This is a genomic window from Bradyrhizobium sp. LB13.1 (genome assembly GCF_054056815.1).
Genome location: NZ_JBSRYQ010000001.1, coordinates 4,520,206 through 4,534,136, shown reverse-complemented (window position 1 = coordinate 4,534,136; position 13,931 = coordinate 4,520,206). Strand labels below are relative to the sequence as shown.

The window sequence follows — 13,931 nt, the reverse complement described above, 5'->3', positions numbered from 1 at the left end:
GACATGGCTGATCAACCACCGAGGCGGCCGCGCACGCTCGGCGATGCCAGGACCGAGGCCGAGGCGGCGTTCAAGAAGGTGACGACCAAGGTCGCAGTGGCGCCGCCGAAGCAGAATGTAGCGCCGGGGGTCAAGGAGCAGGTCACCTTGCGGATCGATCAGGACGTGCTGGAGCATTTCCAGGCAGGTGGACCCGGCTGGCAAGACCGCATCAACGACGCGTTGCGGAAAGCCGCTGGGAAGTAGGCGCCAGCTGGCTGAGGGACTCGCAACGAAAAAGCCCGGCGCGAACCGGGCTTTTGTGCTTGCGATCTGGTCCTCGCCTCAACGGCGGAACATGCCGCCCATCATGCCGCCGACGACACCGCCGACGAAGGCCGCGCCGGGATCGCCGCCGCCGCTGCGATGCTGGGCCGGTGCGCTCGGGGCAGGGGCGCTGGCGCGCCGGGCCGGTTTCGCGCTTTCGTCGCTCGCGGTCGGCGTGGTGGCCACGATCTCGGAGAGCAAGGCCTTGTGCTGGAGCTTGTTGAGATAGCCGGTCGACGGATAGCCACGTGCCGCCTGCCAGCGCTTGAGCACCGTACGGGTGTCGTCGCTGAAGGCACCGGTGACCTTGATGTCGAAGCCGAGCCCCGTCAGGCGGCGCTGCACGTCGCGGCGCTGACCTTTGTCGAGGCCGATCTGGTCCTCGGTCAGCTGGCTGGCGTCGTCGGTGAAGGTCGCGGGATCGACACCAGCGTTCAGGTTACGGGTCGTCGTCGACGGGCCGCTCTTGATCGCGGCGAGCCGCGCCAGCGCCAGCGCCTTGAACTGGCCGTTTGGGTAGGCGGAGAGGTAGGCGTTGAGTTCTTCCGGCTTGTTGCTCTCCTTGACCGAGCGCCAGTATTCGAGCTCGACACCGTCCGAATTGCCGCTGGTTGCCGCCGGCACGACGCCAGCCGCCGTCGGTGCCGCATTGGCAACCTGGGTCGTGGGCGCCTGGTTGAGATACACTGCGCCAATCAGATTGGTGTGGCCCCAGGGCAGCTGACCCTTGTGGGTCTCCTCGTTGACTTGGGCGCGCACCGACGTCATCGCCTGCTGGATCTCGATACCAGGCTTGGTGATGTTGTCGATCAGCGCACGGGTGAACGGGCTGTTGTTGCCCTCCTGGCCGTCGAGCGCGGTCTGGCCCGGGCCGGTGGCGAACGCGATCAGCGTGCCTTCGCCGGACTTCATCTCGGCAAGACCGCTCTGCACGTTGACGCTGCGGGTCGCGGAGTTCGACTTGATCTTGGCAGCGAACGGATTGTCGCGGCAGGCATCGAGGAAGACGAGCTTGACCTTGGCGTCGCCCATGGTCTGCTCCAGCGTCAGGTCGATGTTGATGGCGGCACCGAGCTTGACGTCCATCTCCGATTTGATGTCGGCGTCAACCGGCAGGAGATAGTTGGAGCCGCCGACCGCGATGCCGTGACCGGCATAATAGAACACTGCGACATCGGAGCCCTGCGCCTTGCGGCCGAAGTCCAGCAGCTTCTCCGTCATCTGGTCGCGGGTGAGGTTTGAACCTTCGATCACATCGAAGCCGACATTGCGCAGCGTCGCCGCCATCGCCTTGGCGTCGATCGGCGGGTTCGGCAATTGCGCGACATTCTTGTAGGTGCCGTTGCCGACGACGAAGGCAACACGGCGGTCGGCCTTCGCGGCGCTGACCGACAACGCCATGCACATCAGCGAAGCGAGGAGGGTGAGAGTGCGCATCTGAAATCCCCAACAGAATCGAATTGCAGGCAGCAACAAATTGGCAGCAAACCTACACGAAATCGCCCGGCTCCGTGCAAGCAAAACGACCGTCACCCGTTGCTTAGCGGCGGACTGTCGCACGAGCGAATGCCCGTCCAACGTGATCCAAATCACACGCCCACTTCGTTTTGTCGCGCGAGGCCGGGCGAGGTTCACTGCGCGCGGGCAGGAACTGCTGAAGTCGGCTTCAAATTCAGGAGATTACCGCACAGGATCAGCGCCGCGCCGAATACGGTCCAGGCATCGAGCCGCTCGGAATAGAGCAGCCAGCCGACGGTTGCCGTGAGTGGAACCCGCAAAAAGTCCATCGGCACCACGATGGTCGCATCTGCGTACCGGAGCGCGCTGGCGAGGCAGTAGTGCGAGAAAGTGCCGCACACGCCGATGACGAAGAGCCAGCCCCACAGGGAGGCCGACGGCCAGGTCCAGACATAGAGCGTCGGCAGCAGGCCCACGACAAACTGCACCACAATCATCCAGAACAGGATCGACAATGCGCTCTCCGTTCGGGTCAGCGATTTCGCCAATATCATGGAGATGCTGAAGCCGATCGCGGCCCCCAGCGCGATCAACTGGCCCGGATTGATCTCGCCCGTGGCGGGCCGCACGATCATGACGACGCCGACGATGCCGAGCGCGATGGCGGCGATCTTCCAGACGCTCATGTGTTCGGACAGGAAAGTTGCGGCCAGCAGCGCCGTCCAGATCGGCATGGTGAATTCAATTGCCACCACCTGGCCGATTCCGATCAGCGTCAGTGCGTAGAACCAGCCGAGCTGTGCGAAATAATGGACCCCGTTGCGCGCGAGGTGCTGGGGCAGGCGCTTGGTCGCGACCACCTTGAAGCCTCCGGCCCGGTAGATGATCGGCAGGAGGAGCGTGAACCCGATCACCGAGCGCACTTCCATGATTTGAAAAACATTCAGCTCGCGCGTGGTCTCGCGCCCGGCCACCGCCATGACCAGCATCAGCGACAGCCAGCCGGCCATCCACAGGGCAGCCATCGTTTTGGACGGTGTCGTGTTCATCGGCGCTGGTATGGGAGGCGAGGGTCCTGAGGGAGGGCCGGTATCGGCGACATCGCCGCCGTTTGCAACGGCCAAATCTGCGGATGCAGCGATGCACGGCGGCGTGCTAAGGCATCAGCGACCAAGGACAAAAAACGGAGGGGCTTCGCTCATGCAGATATTGCAGCCGGCCGAGTGGAAAAAACCGCGCGGCTTTTCCCATGGTGTCGTGGCCGAGGGGCCGGGCCGCTGGGTGGTGCTGGCCGGGCAGACCGGCGGCGACGAGACCGGCAATTACGCGCCTGACATGGCGGCGCAGGTCGGGGCCGCGCTGAAGCGGATCATCAAGCTCCTGGGCGAGGCCGGCGCCGGCCCCGAGCACATCGTCCGCCTGACCTGGTACCTGACCAGCCGCAGCGAATATGAGGCAGCCGGTGCCGGCATCGGCGCGGCCTGGAAGGAAACGCTGGGGCGCAATTTCCCGCCCTCGACCTTGCTCTACATCGGCGGTCTCGTGGACGACCGGGCCAAGGTCGAGATCGAGGTCACGGCGTTCGTGCCGAACGCATAAAAAAAAACGACCCGGCGAGGTCGCCGGGTCGATTGTAATTTGCTTGTATCGGCTTAGCGCGTCAGCGAGATGTTGGCGCCGCGGAACTGGCTGTCGGCGCGCATCGTGACGATTTGCTTGTTGCCGATCGTCTTCAGCGAGATGTTGGCGTTGAAGCCGGCGGCGGAGGCGACCAGCTCGTAGTTTCCTCCGGCGCCGCGGCCCGAAAGCGAGCCAGAGATGTTGCGGCTGGCCTCGGACCAGCTGCCGGCGATGGCGCTGCCTTCAGCCTTGACGCTGGCGCCGAGGTTGAACTTGTAGGCGTCGCTGGCACAGGTCAGCGCCATCTCCATCGTCGGTCCGATCGGGATGTATTTGGCCCGGCAGCGAATCCGCTCGCTCGAGCCGTCATCCAGGGTGACCGTGCCGGAGCCACTCCAGCTGCCCGCAAGCGCGGCGAACGGGCCGGACTGCGCCTTGCTCTCAGAGTTCGCAAAGCCCACCGCAAATAAAACGGCGGCCGCGATCAGAAGCCGCCGGCTTAGGCCGGTGATCCCGAATTGCTTATTGGCGCGATGCTTGCCATCGCCCGCTGCACGGTATGCCTGCAGATGCTCCATTCCACTTTCCCGATCCGGCGTTGCCGCTGAGTTGACCGTTGGCATATGCGCCATTGATCGAAACTTTCACAAGACCCTCCCGGCCGATGGTGCCGGAAACGTTAGCGCCGGGGGCGGTGATCTTGCCGTCGGCAACGGTCAGCAACGAGCTTGCGGTCGGCTCGCAGGAACCGCTCTTGGTGACGATGGTGACCTGCCAGTTGCCGTCATAGGGGGTCTGGGCGAAAGCGGGCGCGGCGAGGGTGATAACTGAGGCGGCACAGAACGCCGCAATGCGAGCAAAACGCATGAATTGGTCCTTGAATCTGTCTGATATACTGACGCTTATTGGGACCAAATGTGACGGAAATTTGTTGCAATGCCAAATCGAAAATTGTTCCAGTGGAAACAACGGTTTATTTGCATTTCCGGCTGCAATTTTCGAAGCAGAATCAACGCCCCTTCACGTTAAGGGTAAACGTCAGGAGATCGACTCAGGAAAGAGCTGGCGCCGAGGTCGCGAACTGCTCGTCCTGAATCTTGGACGGCAGCGCCTTGTGGACCTTGGCATAGTCGATCACGTCGGCCAGCAATTTGAGCCCGAGCGGGGCAAGTGCGCGCTCCCACAGCTCCCGTGCCGTCTCGCCCTTCTTGACGAAGCACCATTCCTGGGCGGCGATGGCGCCGGCGTCCATGCGGTCGGCGAGGTGATAGATCGTGCCGCCGGCGATCGGATCGCCTTCCTTGATAGTCCATTCCACGGCGGCCTTGCCGCGATGGCGCGGCAGCAGCGAGGGATGATAGCCGATCCCGCCCAGCTTCGCCGCGGCGATCGCGTCCTTGCCGATCCGGGCATGGCTGTGCGCGGTGACGATCAGATCGGTGTCGGGGGCGATCTCGGAGGCCATCACCAGCTTGGGGTCGGCCTGGACCATGACGTCGATGCCTGCCGCCCGGGCTGCCGCGGCGAGGCGATCCTCCGCGTCGGCCACTACGACCCGAACGATCGAGACACCGTGCTCCCGGAACATGTTCAGGGTGGTCACGCCGAAATGGCGGGAGCCGACGAGGGTAATGCGCATGGGGGTCCGATCCGTCTCGCAACTGCGTCATCTCCCGATACCATGTCCGGACGTCCTGTCACCACCCGCGCGGCGTTTGCGCCGGTTATCAACAAGGCACCGGGGCCCAGATGCGCGATGAATTCGGCGATTGCGGAGCCGGCCGGTCCGGTGCTTCCATGGGCGCTTGGCACCGGCTTGGAGCGTGCGCATGCGAAGCGCGTGGCTTGTCCTTCTCGCGGCACTGATCGCGACCACTCCGGCGCGCGCCGGCGGACCACCCTATCCGGCGGTCCCGCCTGAGGTTGAGGTGGCGCCCTTCATCGGCCCGACCTGGGACACCTATCGCTGCGCGGAAGGGCCGGTGACAAATTTTTAGAGCCGCCGGCACTTTATCGCGGCTACGCGTACCGGCCGTATTACCGCTACAGCGCCTACCGCAGGCTGCCGCGTACATACTTCTGCGTCACGGACTAGCGTTGCCGCGCCGCCACGCTCGGACGGCAAGTGATGAATATGCCGGTTCCTGCGTTTCGTTTTTAACATACGGGACCCCGGTTTGCCGATAGAACATGGACCGACCGGGGCCGGCGAAATTTCAACCCGTATCCGTTTTCGAACCCGGCTTTGGCCGCTGGCATGATCGCCAGCGGCTTTTTCGTGCTGGGCCATCACGAAATCATCGGACGGTAATACGATCTCAACCAGCTTGGCGTATCGACGAATCCGTCGCGGATTTGTATTGCGTACCGCGACACCGAAATTGTCCCGCCGGCGTGGTGCGTCGTGCGGGCTTTTTTGCCGGGACCGATTTCATGCCGAGCGCGATTGAGCAGATCGTCGACGTCTATGTCCGACTGAAGAACCGGCGCGGCCTCGACCAGCTGATGATGCACAGACAGCGGCTCGCGGTCGACCTGAAGAGCAGGTCCGGCTACGATTTCAGCCTGCCGATCGGTCAGATCGACGATGAGATCGCGATCATCGAGGCGGGCCTCAGCCGGCTCAAGGCTGAATCCGCGGACCTCGGCGCGACGCATCCGATCTGACGCGCTCAGTCGCGTCGGCCGCCGTCGATGACGGTGAACAACGGCCGTGCCGTGGTCGGCTCGACCAGCAATTCCTCCACCAGCGCGGTCGCCGCATCGACATATTTGCGCGTCGGCTTGTCGAGGGCGCGCGCGGCCTCGTCGTCAAGCGCCACCTTTGCGGCCTCGACCAGCTTTGCGCATCCGCGCCGCATGCTCGTCGCCCGCCGTCAGCGTCGCGCGCGCCAGCGAGCGCAGCACGAACAGCTCGCCCTCGAGGCGGAGCAGACGGTCATTGAGTCTGGTGAGGACGGCGTTGAGATCGGCCATGGCGCGCGTTCGTTGCGGAAGATCTATCCTGCTCTAGCGGCGATCGGTGAACGGAGTCCAAACGGCATCGGCGCAATTGGGCCGATCTCCCCTCAAGCCTCGGTTCGCGCCAGATAGTCGCGCGCGAAGGCGAGATACCAGTCGAGGCAGGCGGGATTGGCCATCGCCTCCCTGTTGATGACCTTTTCGACGGGCTGGCCGAGCAGCAGCTTCTTGATCGGCAGCTCCTGCTTCTTGCCCGAGAGCGTGCGCGGAATCTCGGCGACTGCGAAAATTTCGTTCGGCAGGAATCGCCGGGAGAGGCCAGCCTCGATCGCCTTGTTGATCCTCGCCCGCATCGCGCCGTCGAAGGCGACGCCGTCGCGCAGTACGACGAACAGCGGCATGTAGCTGTCGCGGCCGAGATATTCGAGATCGACGACGAGCGAGTCCAGCACCTCCGGCAAGGCTTCGATCGCGGAGTAAAGTTCGCTCGTACCCATGCGCAGGCCGTGCCGGTTGATCGTGGCATCGCTGCGGCCATAGATGATGCAGGAGCCGTCCGGGTCGACCTTGAGCCAGTCGCCGTGCCGCCACACCGGCCCGCGGCCGCTGCCGTCGAAATTGTCCGGATAGGTCTCGAAATAGCTTGCGCGATAGCGCGCATCGCCCTTGTCGTTCCAGAAATAGAGCGGCATCGACGGCATCGGCTCGGTGCAGACGAGCTCCCCGACCTCGTCGATGACGGCCCGGCCCTGGTCGCTGAAGGCTTCCACGGCAGCACCCAGCAGACGGCACTGCATCGCGCCCGGCGTCTGCGGCAGTTCGCGGTTGCCGCCAATGAAAGCGCCGGCGAAATCGGTGCCGCCGGAGATGTTGGCCCACCAGATATCGGTCTGGGCCTTGCTGCCGTTGGTCTTCGAGAGCGCCGCGAAGCGGTTGTTGAACCAGGCCTGCGTGTCGGCATTGAGCGGAGAACCGGTCGAGCCGAGACAGCGTAATCGCGACAGATCACCGGCGGCGAGGTCGATTTCCGCCTTGGCGCAGTTGGCGAAGAACGCCGCGCCCGCACCGAAGAAGGTCGCTTTCGACTGCGCGACGAAGCGCCACAGCGTGGTCCAGTCCGGCTTCTCCCTGGCGCCGCCGGGACTGCCGTCGAAGATGCAGCAGGTGGTGCCATTGAGCAGGCCGCCGACCTGGCTGTTCCACATGATCCAGCCGGTCGAGCTGTACCAGTGATAGCGCTCGCCGAACGAGTTCTCGTGGTAGGAGCAGCCGAGATCGTTGTGCAGTCCCAGCAGCGCCAGCACCACGATGACAATGCCGCCATGGCCGTGCACGATCGGCTTGGGCAGGCCCGTGGTGCCGCTGGAATAGACGATCCAGAGCGGATGGTCGAACGGCAGCCAGGCCGGTTCGAACGTGTCGATCGCCGCACTTGTCCTTGCGAGGATATCGGAGAGCAGTATGTCCGGCGCTGCGGGTGCGACGGTCTCGCTGTGCAGGATGACGTGCTCGACCGTCGGCAGCGATCGCCGCAGCTCGGCGAGGACGTCTTTGCGATCGTGCAGTCGGCCGGCATAGGTGACTGCGTCGCAGGCGATCAGCACTTTCGGCTCGATCTGCTTGAAGCGGTCGATCACGGCGGGTGCCGCCATATCGGGCGCGCAGACGCTCCAGATCGCGCCGATGCTGGCGCTCGCCAGGAACGCGATGATGGTCTCGGGGATGTTGGGCAGGTAGGCAGCCACGCGATCGCCGGGCTTGATGCCTTTTTCTTTCAGATGCAGCGCGAGCGCTGCCGCCTTGCGCCGCAGCTCCGGCCAGCTCGTCTCTTTAAGCTTGCCGTCCTCGCCGCTGCTGACAATTGCGGGCAGGCCGGCGGCGTCGGCCGCGTCCACATGACGGAACACCTGCCGGGCATAGTTGACCTGGGCGCCGGGAAACCAGACCGCGCCGGGCATCTTGCGCTCGGTGATGACGGCCTGGAACGGCGTCGGCGATTGCAGATCGTAATAATCCCAGATGCTGCGCCAGAAGCCGTCGAGATCGCGCACCGACCATTGCCGCATGTCCTCGTAGCTGGCGAAGGTGAGGCCGCGCTGCTCGGCGAGCCAGGTGCGGTAGAGGGCGATCTGGGGAACGAAAGCTGCGGTCATTGCGTGTCGGCTTCAGTTGCGGGGAAGGGGAGTTTATCTGTTGCGGCGGAGTAGCAGAAGCCGCACTTCGCGCAGGCAGCGTTGACGGCAGTAGCGGGCTGCGTCCGCCAGGAACACGTTTGAGTGGCGTAACGCGACCGCTTCAAAGGGTTCGTCGTTTCAACCTACCGGCCCACGTCTGCCCAGCGCTTTCCGAACACCGGCGGCTTGGCCTTCACCGCTTCCCAGCCAAAGAAATGATGCTTGCCGGACCAGGTGTGCACCACGCCGCTACAGATGCTGCACTTGAAGCTGCCGGAATGCGCTTCGGCGTGCTCTTCCCTCGTCGCGGTGTAGTTCATGCTGCAACCCGCGCAGGTGAATTCTTCAATCGTCCAGATGCTGTTGGCCATTGCACCGAAAGTGGTTTGGGGGACCTCAATGAAAGCGTAGGTGCACGGCTTTGCATCGGCGTAAACCCGCCGGCCGAAATCCGGTTAATCGTCGTTAGCCAAACCGCCTTCGCCCGGAGCGGACCCTGTCGCCGACGGCATAGGCGTAGCGCCAATAGCCCGGTGCGGCGTTTCGCTTCAGCGAAAAGTGGATGCCGCGGTGAATTCCCGTGTGTGCGACAGGATCTCTGGGACGGCGCGCCATGCTCTCGGAATGCCGAATGGCCCGATGCGTTCCTAATCGCCAGGCTCGGGCTGGACCGGTCGTCTTGACGCCGGATGCGCGGCTGGCAATAACGCTGGACCGAGCAAGTGCCGGAACCCGCGTCAACGCCGCAAGGAAAGCCGTGCCCGTGAAAAGTCTCCGTCAACTCCTGACGGGCGAGGACATCATCCAGCTCGTGATCCGGGTCGGCCTACTCGGCCTGTTGATCATCTGGACCTTCCTGATCATCCGCCCCTTCGTGCCGATCCTTGCCTGGAGCGGCGTGCTCGCGGTCGCGTTCTACCCGGCCTTCAGCTGGGTCGCCAAGATCCTCGGCGGCCGGCCCAAGACCGCAGCGGCGATCCTGACCCTGATCACGCTCGGCATCGTCATTGGCCCTGCGACCTGGCTCGGCATCAGCGCAGTAGATGGCGTGCGCGAGCTGGCGCGCCAGCTCGGCACCGGCGACCTCGCGCTTCAGTCGGCGCCCGAGCGGCTCAAGTCGTGGCCGCTCATTGGCCCCTGGCTATTCGACCTCTGGGAGCAGACCTACAACAACATCCGCGCGGTGCTGCACGAGGTGGCGCCGTATCTCCAGCCGTTAGCGGGACCGTTGCTTGGGCTCGCGGGAGACGCCGGCGTCGGCACGCTGCAGTTCCTGGTCTCGGTGTTCGTGGCCGGCTTCCTGTTTCCGCACGGGCCGCGGCTGGTTGCGGCCGGCCGCGGCTTCCTGTTTCGCATCGTGCCCGAGCAGAGCGAGCATTTCCTGGGGCTCGCGGGCGCCACCATCCGCGCCGTGGCGCAGGGCGTGATCGGCGTCGCGATCGTGCAGGCGCTGCTGGCCGGAATCGGCTTCAAGCTCGCCGCCGTGCCGAGCGCAGGCCTGCTCGCCTTCATCGTGCTGCTGCTCTCGATCGTGCAGATCGGCGCCTTCCTGGTGCTGCTGCCGGTGATCATCTGGATCTGGACCGCCAAGGACGTCACCACGGCGCTGCTGCTCACCGTGTTTCTCGTCCTCGTCGGCTTTCTCGACACCATGTTGAAGCCGCTCGTCATGGGGCGCGGCCTGACCACGCCGACCATCGTGATCTTCGTCGGCGTGATCGGCGGCACGCTCGCCCACGGCATCGTCGGCCTGTTCATCGGGCCGATCATCCTGTCCGTGGCCTGGGAGATGATGATGGCCTGGATCAGGACGGAGGACCGGGCAGAGGCGGGGGCAGGGGCAGGGGAAAGAGCGGGGCAAAAAGCGGACGAGGCCTGATCTCGGACCTCGAACGGCGCGATCCGCCTGCCGTACCCCATCGGACCTGAGGGCCCAGCGGCCTGTGATCAAGCCGCGGCCTGAACTTGTCTATTCGACTAGACAAGTTACCATGGGTCCGATTCTGTTTTCGATTACGGCGGAAATGGCGAAGTCTTCCAAGCTGGTAGCCGCCAAGCGCGGTAAGGTATTGTTGGTCAGACGCCGGTCGGACGGGCTGTGGATGTTCCCGGGCGGCCGCAAGCGCGCGCGCGAGTCCGACAAGGACTGCCTGCGGCGGGAGATCAAGGAAGAGCTGCCCAAGCTGAAGCTCGGCCGGATCAGCCTCTGGAAGGAAGTGACGGCCAGGAACAAGCGCTCCGGCCGCAAGATGAGCGATGCTATCTTCATCGCGAAGGGCGCCAAAGGCAGGCTCGCGATCGGCGACAAGAACGAGCTCGACCGCGCCGCCTGGCAGAAGCCGCGCGGCATCCGCCTGACGCCGACCTCGCGCTATATCCGCGACCGCCTGTTTCCGAGGAAGCCCAGGCGGGCGTAAGCTACTCCTCGTCCTCCGACGGCTGCTGCGTCCGTCCGGCGTGGGACCGCGAAGAATTGACACGGGCCTGCGGCGCGGATGCCCTCGCCATTTCGGTTTCGCGCTGCTCCTTGCGGGCCTTGCGCGCGCGCTTCATGGCCTGCTTGACCTGAGGGTTCGGCGAGTCCTCCGCGAAGAACAGCACCACCTCGCAGCTCGGACATTGCCTGGAATAGCCGTCCTGCAACCGTCCGGCGCGATCGCGGAATACGGTCTTGCAGCGCGTGCACTGAATCTGGACGAAACTCATCCGCGGTCGACAATGACTGATGGAAATGGATCGTCAGGTGATCCCAAATGTCTGAAGAAAGCTTGAATGCTTCCGGGACTTCGCCGGCAGGTCTGGCCGCTGAAGGCGGTGACGCAGCGGCCCGTTGCGACAGGCGGCAGGCCGAGATCGTCAAATCGCTCGATCAGCCGCTATTGCTTCGCCGCGGTCGTGTCCAGGCAATGGTTGAGATAGGTGGTACGATCCCTCGGCAGCACCTTCTCGAGATCCGCCTTCAATGCGCATTCGCGCTGCCGCATCTGCTCGGCCCGCCGCTTCTCGGCCGCCTCGCGGTATTCGGGAGCAACCTTGTTGGGATCGACGAGGGCCTGCGAGCGGGCGGGAGCGGTCACGGCGAGTGCGATGGCGGCGATGACAACGAGCTGTTTCAAATGAGCCTCCTTAAAAGGCTCATTCTAGCGCTCGGGCGGCGAGGGCTCAAACGGCAAGTTCGGTGAGACGACCGACAGCGCGGCCTGTCCGCGCAGGGTCGCTAGCGGCTGGTGGAGTTGGCTTCGACTACCTGAAGTTTGGCCAAGTGAAGTCCGTCACTTCGGGACGTGGTCGATCTTGTGCCCGAGATGCCCGGTGTCGTGGTCGCGGCGCAACTGGCTCAGCGACGTCTCGTTCAATTGTTGCAACACTTCATTGAGTTCAGTCGTATCCGGATAACCGGCGGCAAAACCCTTTCCGTAGATCTTGCGCAACGTGCCGACCAGCGTGTTGCCGTGCTTCTTGCTGATCGCGCCATCCTTGTCCCGGTGGCGACTATCCAGGCCGTGCTCCTTCATGTGCTTCTCCCTGAGTGGCGTCTGCGCGCCTGGAGGGCAGCGTGCTCCCAAACGAGTTGATTGGCAACGGCATGGCGCGCGGGAGTGGAGGTCGGTTCGAGCTTCCATCTCTTGGCTGTGAAGTCGCGTCGGATTGCGGTGGGACGGTTGGCGTATCACATAGACCCGAGCGGTGCTTGATGGGAGCCGATACGATGCGCTCTGTTTTGGCCATGGGCCTCTTGATCCTGCTGTGCACGTCTGCAAGCGCCGCAACGGTGCATCACGCCCGTGCGGGCAATCCTGCGACACGCCATCCTGCGGCCGATCGTCCTCGCTCGGACGTGAATTCTCGCGCGCGCTTCGCGGTCCCCGGCTGGAGCGATGAAGCAACGGAGCGATGGCTCAATAGCGCCTCGTCCAACGTCGGCCGAGGCGGATAGTCACGGGGGTGTGAAAAGTTCAGCCGAGCCGTGTGAAGCAGCTCACAAGCGGTTGTCGAGACCGCTGCTAAGAAGGCCTCATTGCTTTACCGATTTATACTTCGAAAACGCCCCAGCGCAGCCACCAGGCGCTGGGGTTTTTCATGTCGATCGCCGCCACGGCCGGAGCACGCGAAGCGCGATCGGATGGGCGGGTGCTTTCTGAAAAACGCCTAAGGCGGGGCGACTAAGCGGCTTCTTCCTCAAACGATGTGTAAACTTGGCCTGCGGGATTAACGACCTGAACGTCCCAGCACCCGTCCGCGATCAGTTCTCGGGCTTTCTTGAGGGCGGCGGCGAGGGATACACGCTTGAGACTGACGACGCCTGCCGTGTCGAAACCGTTGATTTCAAACATGCCGCTCCTCCGATTTTCTCGAATCCTACACGTTTCGGGGGAGTTGTCTGTAGCTTTGTCGCGGTTCCGGGCAGGCGCTCCATTATCGAGGAGCAAAGCATTTGCTTCGGAGAACCGGAACTTGACCTGAAAAAGTCGGGCCTGTCCTGCGCTCAAATGGGTGCATTCTATCGCATGGACCCCGTACTCGGCCGGGGTGAGTGGGTATGCCCGGCGGCCAGGCCGCTAACGTGGAATTAATCCGAAAAGCCCACAATTTTAGGCAGTTGTAGGTGGGTGTTGCGTAGAGGAGGCGTCGCGAGGACGTTCCTGCGGCGGCATCCTTTTGCTCGCTCATTTGAGGTCAATGCAATGACCGCGACTTTCGAAACGCAAGGCCTCGTCGAACAACTCGACCCCGCAGCACTTGCAGCCGCAGTCGCAGCACACGAACCCGCATGCTTGTTGGACGCTCCAGAACCGATCAAGCGGTCCAGCCGGACGTCGGTCATGGCGCTATCGGTGTGTGCCCTGGCCATCAACGGCGCGGCGGCGATCTACACATGGCCGTCCGGCTTGCCATCGCTGAATCTGAGCAGCCTGGCTGATCTGCTACCGCGGCAAGAGGCTTCAGCGCCAAAGCCGGATCCGGTTGTCGCTGCCTTGAAGGATATTCAGTCGACCCAGCAGCAACACACGGCTTCGCTGCAGGAGAGCAACCAGGCATTGCAACAAAACGCGGCTGTGCTGCAGGCGGATTCGATGGTGCTGCTTTCGCTGCGACAGAGCATCACGGACGAACGGGTCGATGTGAAGAAGGTATATTCGCAGCTGTCCACGCTGATTGCGAAGATCGAGTCGCTGCAGAGTGCAATGATGTCGGAAATGACCTCCTCCATCCCCAGAGGGCGCACTCGCAATCGATCGACGATGCGCAAGCGGATGGCTCCGCAATCGAAATCTATGGGGCCCGTTTCGGTTGGAGGAGCTCCCTTGAGTGTGCCGGCTACAATCTCGGCCCCGGAAAGCTGAAGATAGGTTAGGCAAGTCATCTGGGACTATGTCCGCGCTAATCTGGCACGCGGGCTCGCGCCGGCGG

At 63.7% G+C, this 13,931-nt stretch carries 18 protein-coding genes and 1 pseudogene; 7 read left to right on the top strand and 12 right to left on the bottom strand.

All coding sequences use genetic code 11. From position 1 onward, the window contains the following. Window positions 1-3: 3 nt before the first annotated feature. A complete protein-coding gene (locus tag ACVWYI_RS21570) occupies window positions 4-246 on the top strand; it encodes a BrnA antitoxin family protein (protein ID WP_354106467.1) in 243 nt (80 codons plus the stop codon). 78 nt (window positions 247-324) lie between these two features. On the opposite strand, the gene ACVWYI_RS21565 is transcribed toward ACVWYI_RS21570, so the two are convergent. Continuing rightward, window positions 325-1,743, bottom strand: a complete 1,419-nt coding sequence (locus ACVWYI_RS21565; RefSeq protein WP_456663140.1) for a caspase family protein — start codon at window positions 1,741-1,743, stop codon at window positions 325-327. 194 nt (window positions 1,744-1,937) lie between these two features. Next, window positions 1,938-2,813 (bottom strand): DMT family transporter, encoded by an 876-nt coding sequence (locus ACVWYI_RS21560; protein ID WP_456663139.1) that lies wholly within the window; start codon window positions 2,811-2,813, stop codon window positions 1,938-1,940. A gap of 151 nt (window positions 2,814-2,964) precedes the next feature. Here ACVWYI_RS21560 and ACVWYI_RS21555 point away from each other — a divergent pair, with 151 nt between their 5' ends. Then, window positions 2,965-3,363: a RidA family protein gene (locus tag ACVWYI_RS21555; RefSeq protein WP_354047867.1), complete on the top strand. Its 399-nt coding sequence runs from the start codon at window positions 2,965-2,967 to the stop codon at window positions 3,361-3,363. A gap of 53 nt (window positions 3,364-3,416) precedes the next feature. On the opposite strand, the gene ACVWYI_RS21550 is transcribed toward ACVWYI_RS21555, so the two are convergent. The 3 genes from ACVWYI_RS21550 to ACVWYI_RS21540 form a co-directional block, all read right to left on the bottom strand. Further along, window positions 3,417-3,962: a hypothetical protein gene (locus ACVWYI_RS21550; protein ID WP_456663138.1), complete on the bottom strand. Its 546-nt coding sequence runs from the start codon at window positions 3,960-3,962 to the stop codon at window positions 3,417-3,419. Further along, entirely contained in the window at window positions 3,907-4,251 is a 345-nt protein-coding gene (locus ACVWYI_RS21545) for a hypothetical protein (RefSeq protein WP_247343384.1), read from the bottom strand. The genes ACVWYI_RS21550 and ACVWYI_RS21545 overlap by 56 nt, the downstream gene beginning before the upstream one ends. Before the next feature lie 184 nt (window positions 4,252-4,435). Continuing rightward, on the bottom strand, window positions 4,436-5,023 hold the full coding sequence (locus tag ACVWYI_RS21540; RefSeq protein ID WP_456663137.1) for a formyltransferase family protein: 588 nt from the start codon (window positions 5,021-5,023) through the stop codon (window positions 4,436-4,438). A 190-nt stretch (window positions 5,024-5,213) separates the two neighbouring features. Between ACVWYI_RS21540 and ACVWYI_RS21535 the strand changes: the two genes are divergently transcribed. Together ACVWYI_RS21535 and ACVWYI_RS21530 are read left to right on the top strand one after the other, a co-directional pair. Then, window positions 5,214-5,381 (top strand): hypothetical protein, encoded by a 168-nt coding sequence (locus ACVWYI_RS21535; protein ID WP_247343380.1) that lies wholly within the window; start codon window positions 5,214-5,216, stop codon window positions 5,379-5,381. A 436-nt stretch (window positions 5,382-5,817) separates the two neighbouring features. After that, entirely contained in the window at window positions 5,818-6,051 is a 234-nt protein-coding gene (locus tag ACVWYI_RS21530; RefSeq protein ID WP_354047863.1) for a hypothetical protein, read from the top strand. Between the two features lie 5 nt (window positions 6,052-6,056). On the opposite strand, the pseudogene ACVWYI_RS21525 reads toward ACVWYI_RS21530, so the two are convergent. From ACVWYI_RS21525 to ACVWYI_RS21515, 3 genes and pseudogenes are all read right to left on the bottom strand, one after another. Next, a pseudogene (locus ACVWYI_RS21525) lies at window positions 6,057-6,360 on the bottom strand (hypothetical protein). A 92-nt stretch (window positions 6,361-6,452) separates the two neighbouring features. Further along, window positions 6,453-8,498 carry an acetoacetate--CoA ligase gene (locus tag ACVWYI_RS21520; protein ID WP_456663136.1) on the bottom strand — a complete coding sequence of 682 codons (2,046 nt, stop codon included), beginning with the start codon at window positions 8,496-8,498 and terminating at the stop codon, window positions 6,453-6,455. A gap of 164 nt (window positions 8,499-8,662) precedes the next feature. Then, window positions 8,663-8,890, bottom strand: a complete 228-nt coding sequence (locus tag ACVWYI_RS21515) for a hypothetical protein (RefSeq protein WP_456663135.1) — start codon at window positions 8,888-8,890, stop codon at window positions 8,663-8,665. 392 nt (window positions 8,891-9,282) lie between these two features. Between ACVWYI_RS21515 and ACVWYI_RS21510 the strand changes: the two genes are divergently transcribed. Both ACVWYI_RS21510 and ACVWYI_RS21505 read left to right on the top strand, forming a co-directional pair. Then, window positions 9,283-10,398, top strand: coding sequence for an AI-2E family transporter (locus tag ACVWYI_RS21510; protein WP_354047857.1), 1,116 nt, complete (start codon window positions 9,283-9,285; stop codon window positions 10,396-10,398). A gap of 145 nt (window positions 10,399-10,543) precedes the next feature. Next, a complete protein-coding gene (locus tag ACVWYI_RS21505; protein ID WP_354047855.1) occupies window positions 10,544-10,936 on the top strand; it encodes an NUDIX hydrolase in 393 nt (130 codons plus the stop codon). Window position 10,937: 1 nt separating this feature from the next. Here the strand turns inward: ACVWYI_RS21505 and ACVWYI_RS21500 are convergent, their stop codons facing one another. The 4 genes from ACVWYI_RS21500 to ACVWYI_RS21485 all read right to left on the bottom strand — a co-directional run bounded on the left by ACVWYI_RS21500 (window position 10,938) and on the right by ACVWYI_RS21485 (window position 12,853). Beyond that, entirely contained in the window at window positions 10,938-11,225 is a 288-nt protein-coding gene (locus tag ACVWYI_RS21500) for a Zn-ribbon domain-containing protein (RefSeq protein WP_247447225.1), read from the bottom strand. A gap of 170 nt (window positions 11,226-11,395) precedes the next feature. Beyond that, window positions 11,396-11,635, bottom strand: a complete 240-nt coding sequence (locus ACVWYI_RS21495; protein WP_456663134.1) for a hypothetical protein — start codon at window positions 11,633-11,635, stop codon at window positions 11,396-11,398. Between the two features lie 156 nt (window positions 11,636-11,791). Next, window positions 11,792-12,034, bottom strand: a complete 243-nt coding sequence (locus tag ACVWYI_RS21490) for a hypothetical protein (RefSeq protein ID WP_247343353.1) — start codon at window positions 12,032-12,034, stop codon at window positions 11,792-11,794. Between the two features lie 648 nt (window positions 12,035-12,682). After that, window positions 12,683-12,853: a hypothetical protein gene (locus tag ACVWYI_RS21485; protein ID WP_247343349.1), complete on the bottom strand. Its 171-nt coding sequence runs from the start codon at window positions 12,851-12,853 to the stop codon at window positions 12,683-12,685. Window positions 12,854-13,204: 351 nt separating this feature from the next. On the opposite strand from ACVWYI_RS21485, the gene ACVWYI_RS21480 reads away from it, so the two are divergent. Then, entirely contained in the window at window positions 13,205-13,864 is a 660-nt protein-coding gene (locus tag ACVWYI_RS21480) for a hypothetical protein (protein ID WP_456663133.1), read from the top strand. Window positions 13,865-13,931: the final 67 nt, after the last annotated feature.

Excerpts from the sequence above, each read along its gene's own strand:
- ACVWYI_RS21570 (WP_354106467.1), top strand. The coding sequence starts at position 4 with ATGGCTGATCAACCACCGAGGCGGCCGCGCACGCTCGGCGATGCCAGG.
- ACVWYI_RS21565 (WP_456663140.1), bottom strand. The coding sequence starts at position 1,743 with ATGCGCACTCTCACCCTCCTCGCTTCGCTGATGTGCATGGCGTTGTCG.
- ACVWYI_RS21560 (WP_456663139.1), bottom strand. The coding sequence starts at position 2,813 with ATGAACACGACACCGTCCAAAACGATGGCTGCCCTGTGGATGGCCGGC.
- ACVWYI_RS21555 (WP_354047867.1), top strand. The coding sequence starts at position 2,965 with ATGCAGATATTGCAGCCGGCCGAGTGGAAAAAACCGCGCGGCTTTTCC.
- ACVWYI_RS21550 (WP_456663138.1), bottom strand. The coding sequence starts at position 3,962 with ATGGAGCATCTGCAGGCATACCGTGCAGCGGGCGATGGCAAGCATCGC.
- ACVWYI_RS21545 (WP_247343384.1), bottom strand. The coding sequence starts at position 4,251 with ATGCGTTTTGCTCGCATTGCGGCGTTCTGTGCCGCCTCAGTTATCACC.
- ACVWYI_RS21540 (WP_456663137.1), bottom strand. The coding sequence starts at position 5,023 with ATGCGCATTACCCTCGTCGGCTCCCGCCATTTCGGCGTGACCACCCTG.
- ACVWYI_RS21535 (WP_247343380.1), top strand. The coding sequence starts at position 5,214 with ATGCGAAGCGCGTGGCTTGTCCTTCTCGCGGCACTGATCGCGACCACT.
- ACVWYI_RS21530 (WP_354047863.1), top strand. The coding sequence starts at position 5,818 with ATGCCGAGCGCGATTGAGCAGATCGTCGACGTCTATGTCCGACTGAAG.
- ACVWYI_RS21520 (WP_456663136.1), bottom strand. The coding sequence starts at position 8,498 with ATGACCGCAGCTTTCGTTCCCCAGATCGCCCTCTACCGCACCTGGCTC.
- ACVWYI_RS21515 (WP_456663135.1), bottom strand. The coding sequence starts at position 8,890 with ATGGCCAACAGCATCTGGACGATTGAAGAATTCACCTGCGCGGGTTGC.
- ACVWYI_RS21505 (WP_354047855.1), top strand. The coding sequence starts at position 10,544 with ATGGCGAAGTCTTCCAAGCTGGTAGCCGCCAAGCGCGGTAAGGTATTG.
- ACVWYI_RS21500 (WP_247447225.1), bottom strand. The coding sequence starts at position 11,225 with ATGAGTTTCGTCCAGATTCAGTGCACGCGCTGCAAGACCGTATTCCGC.
- ACVWYI_RS21490 (WP_247343353.1), bottom strand. The coding sequence starts at position 12,034 with ATGAAGGAGCACGGCCTGGATAGTCGCCACCGGGACAAGGATGGCGCG.
- ACVWYI_RS21485 (WP_247343349.1), bottom strand. The coding sequence starts at position 12,853 with ATGTTTGAAATCAACGGTTTCGACACGGCAGGCGTCGTCAGTCTCAAG.
- ACVWYI_RS21480 (WP_456663133.1), top strand. The coding sequence starts at position 13,205 with ATGACCGCGACTTTCGAAACGCAAGGCCTCGTCGAACAACTCGACCCC.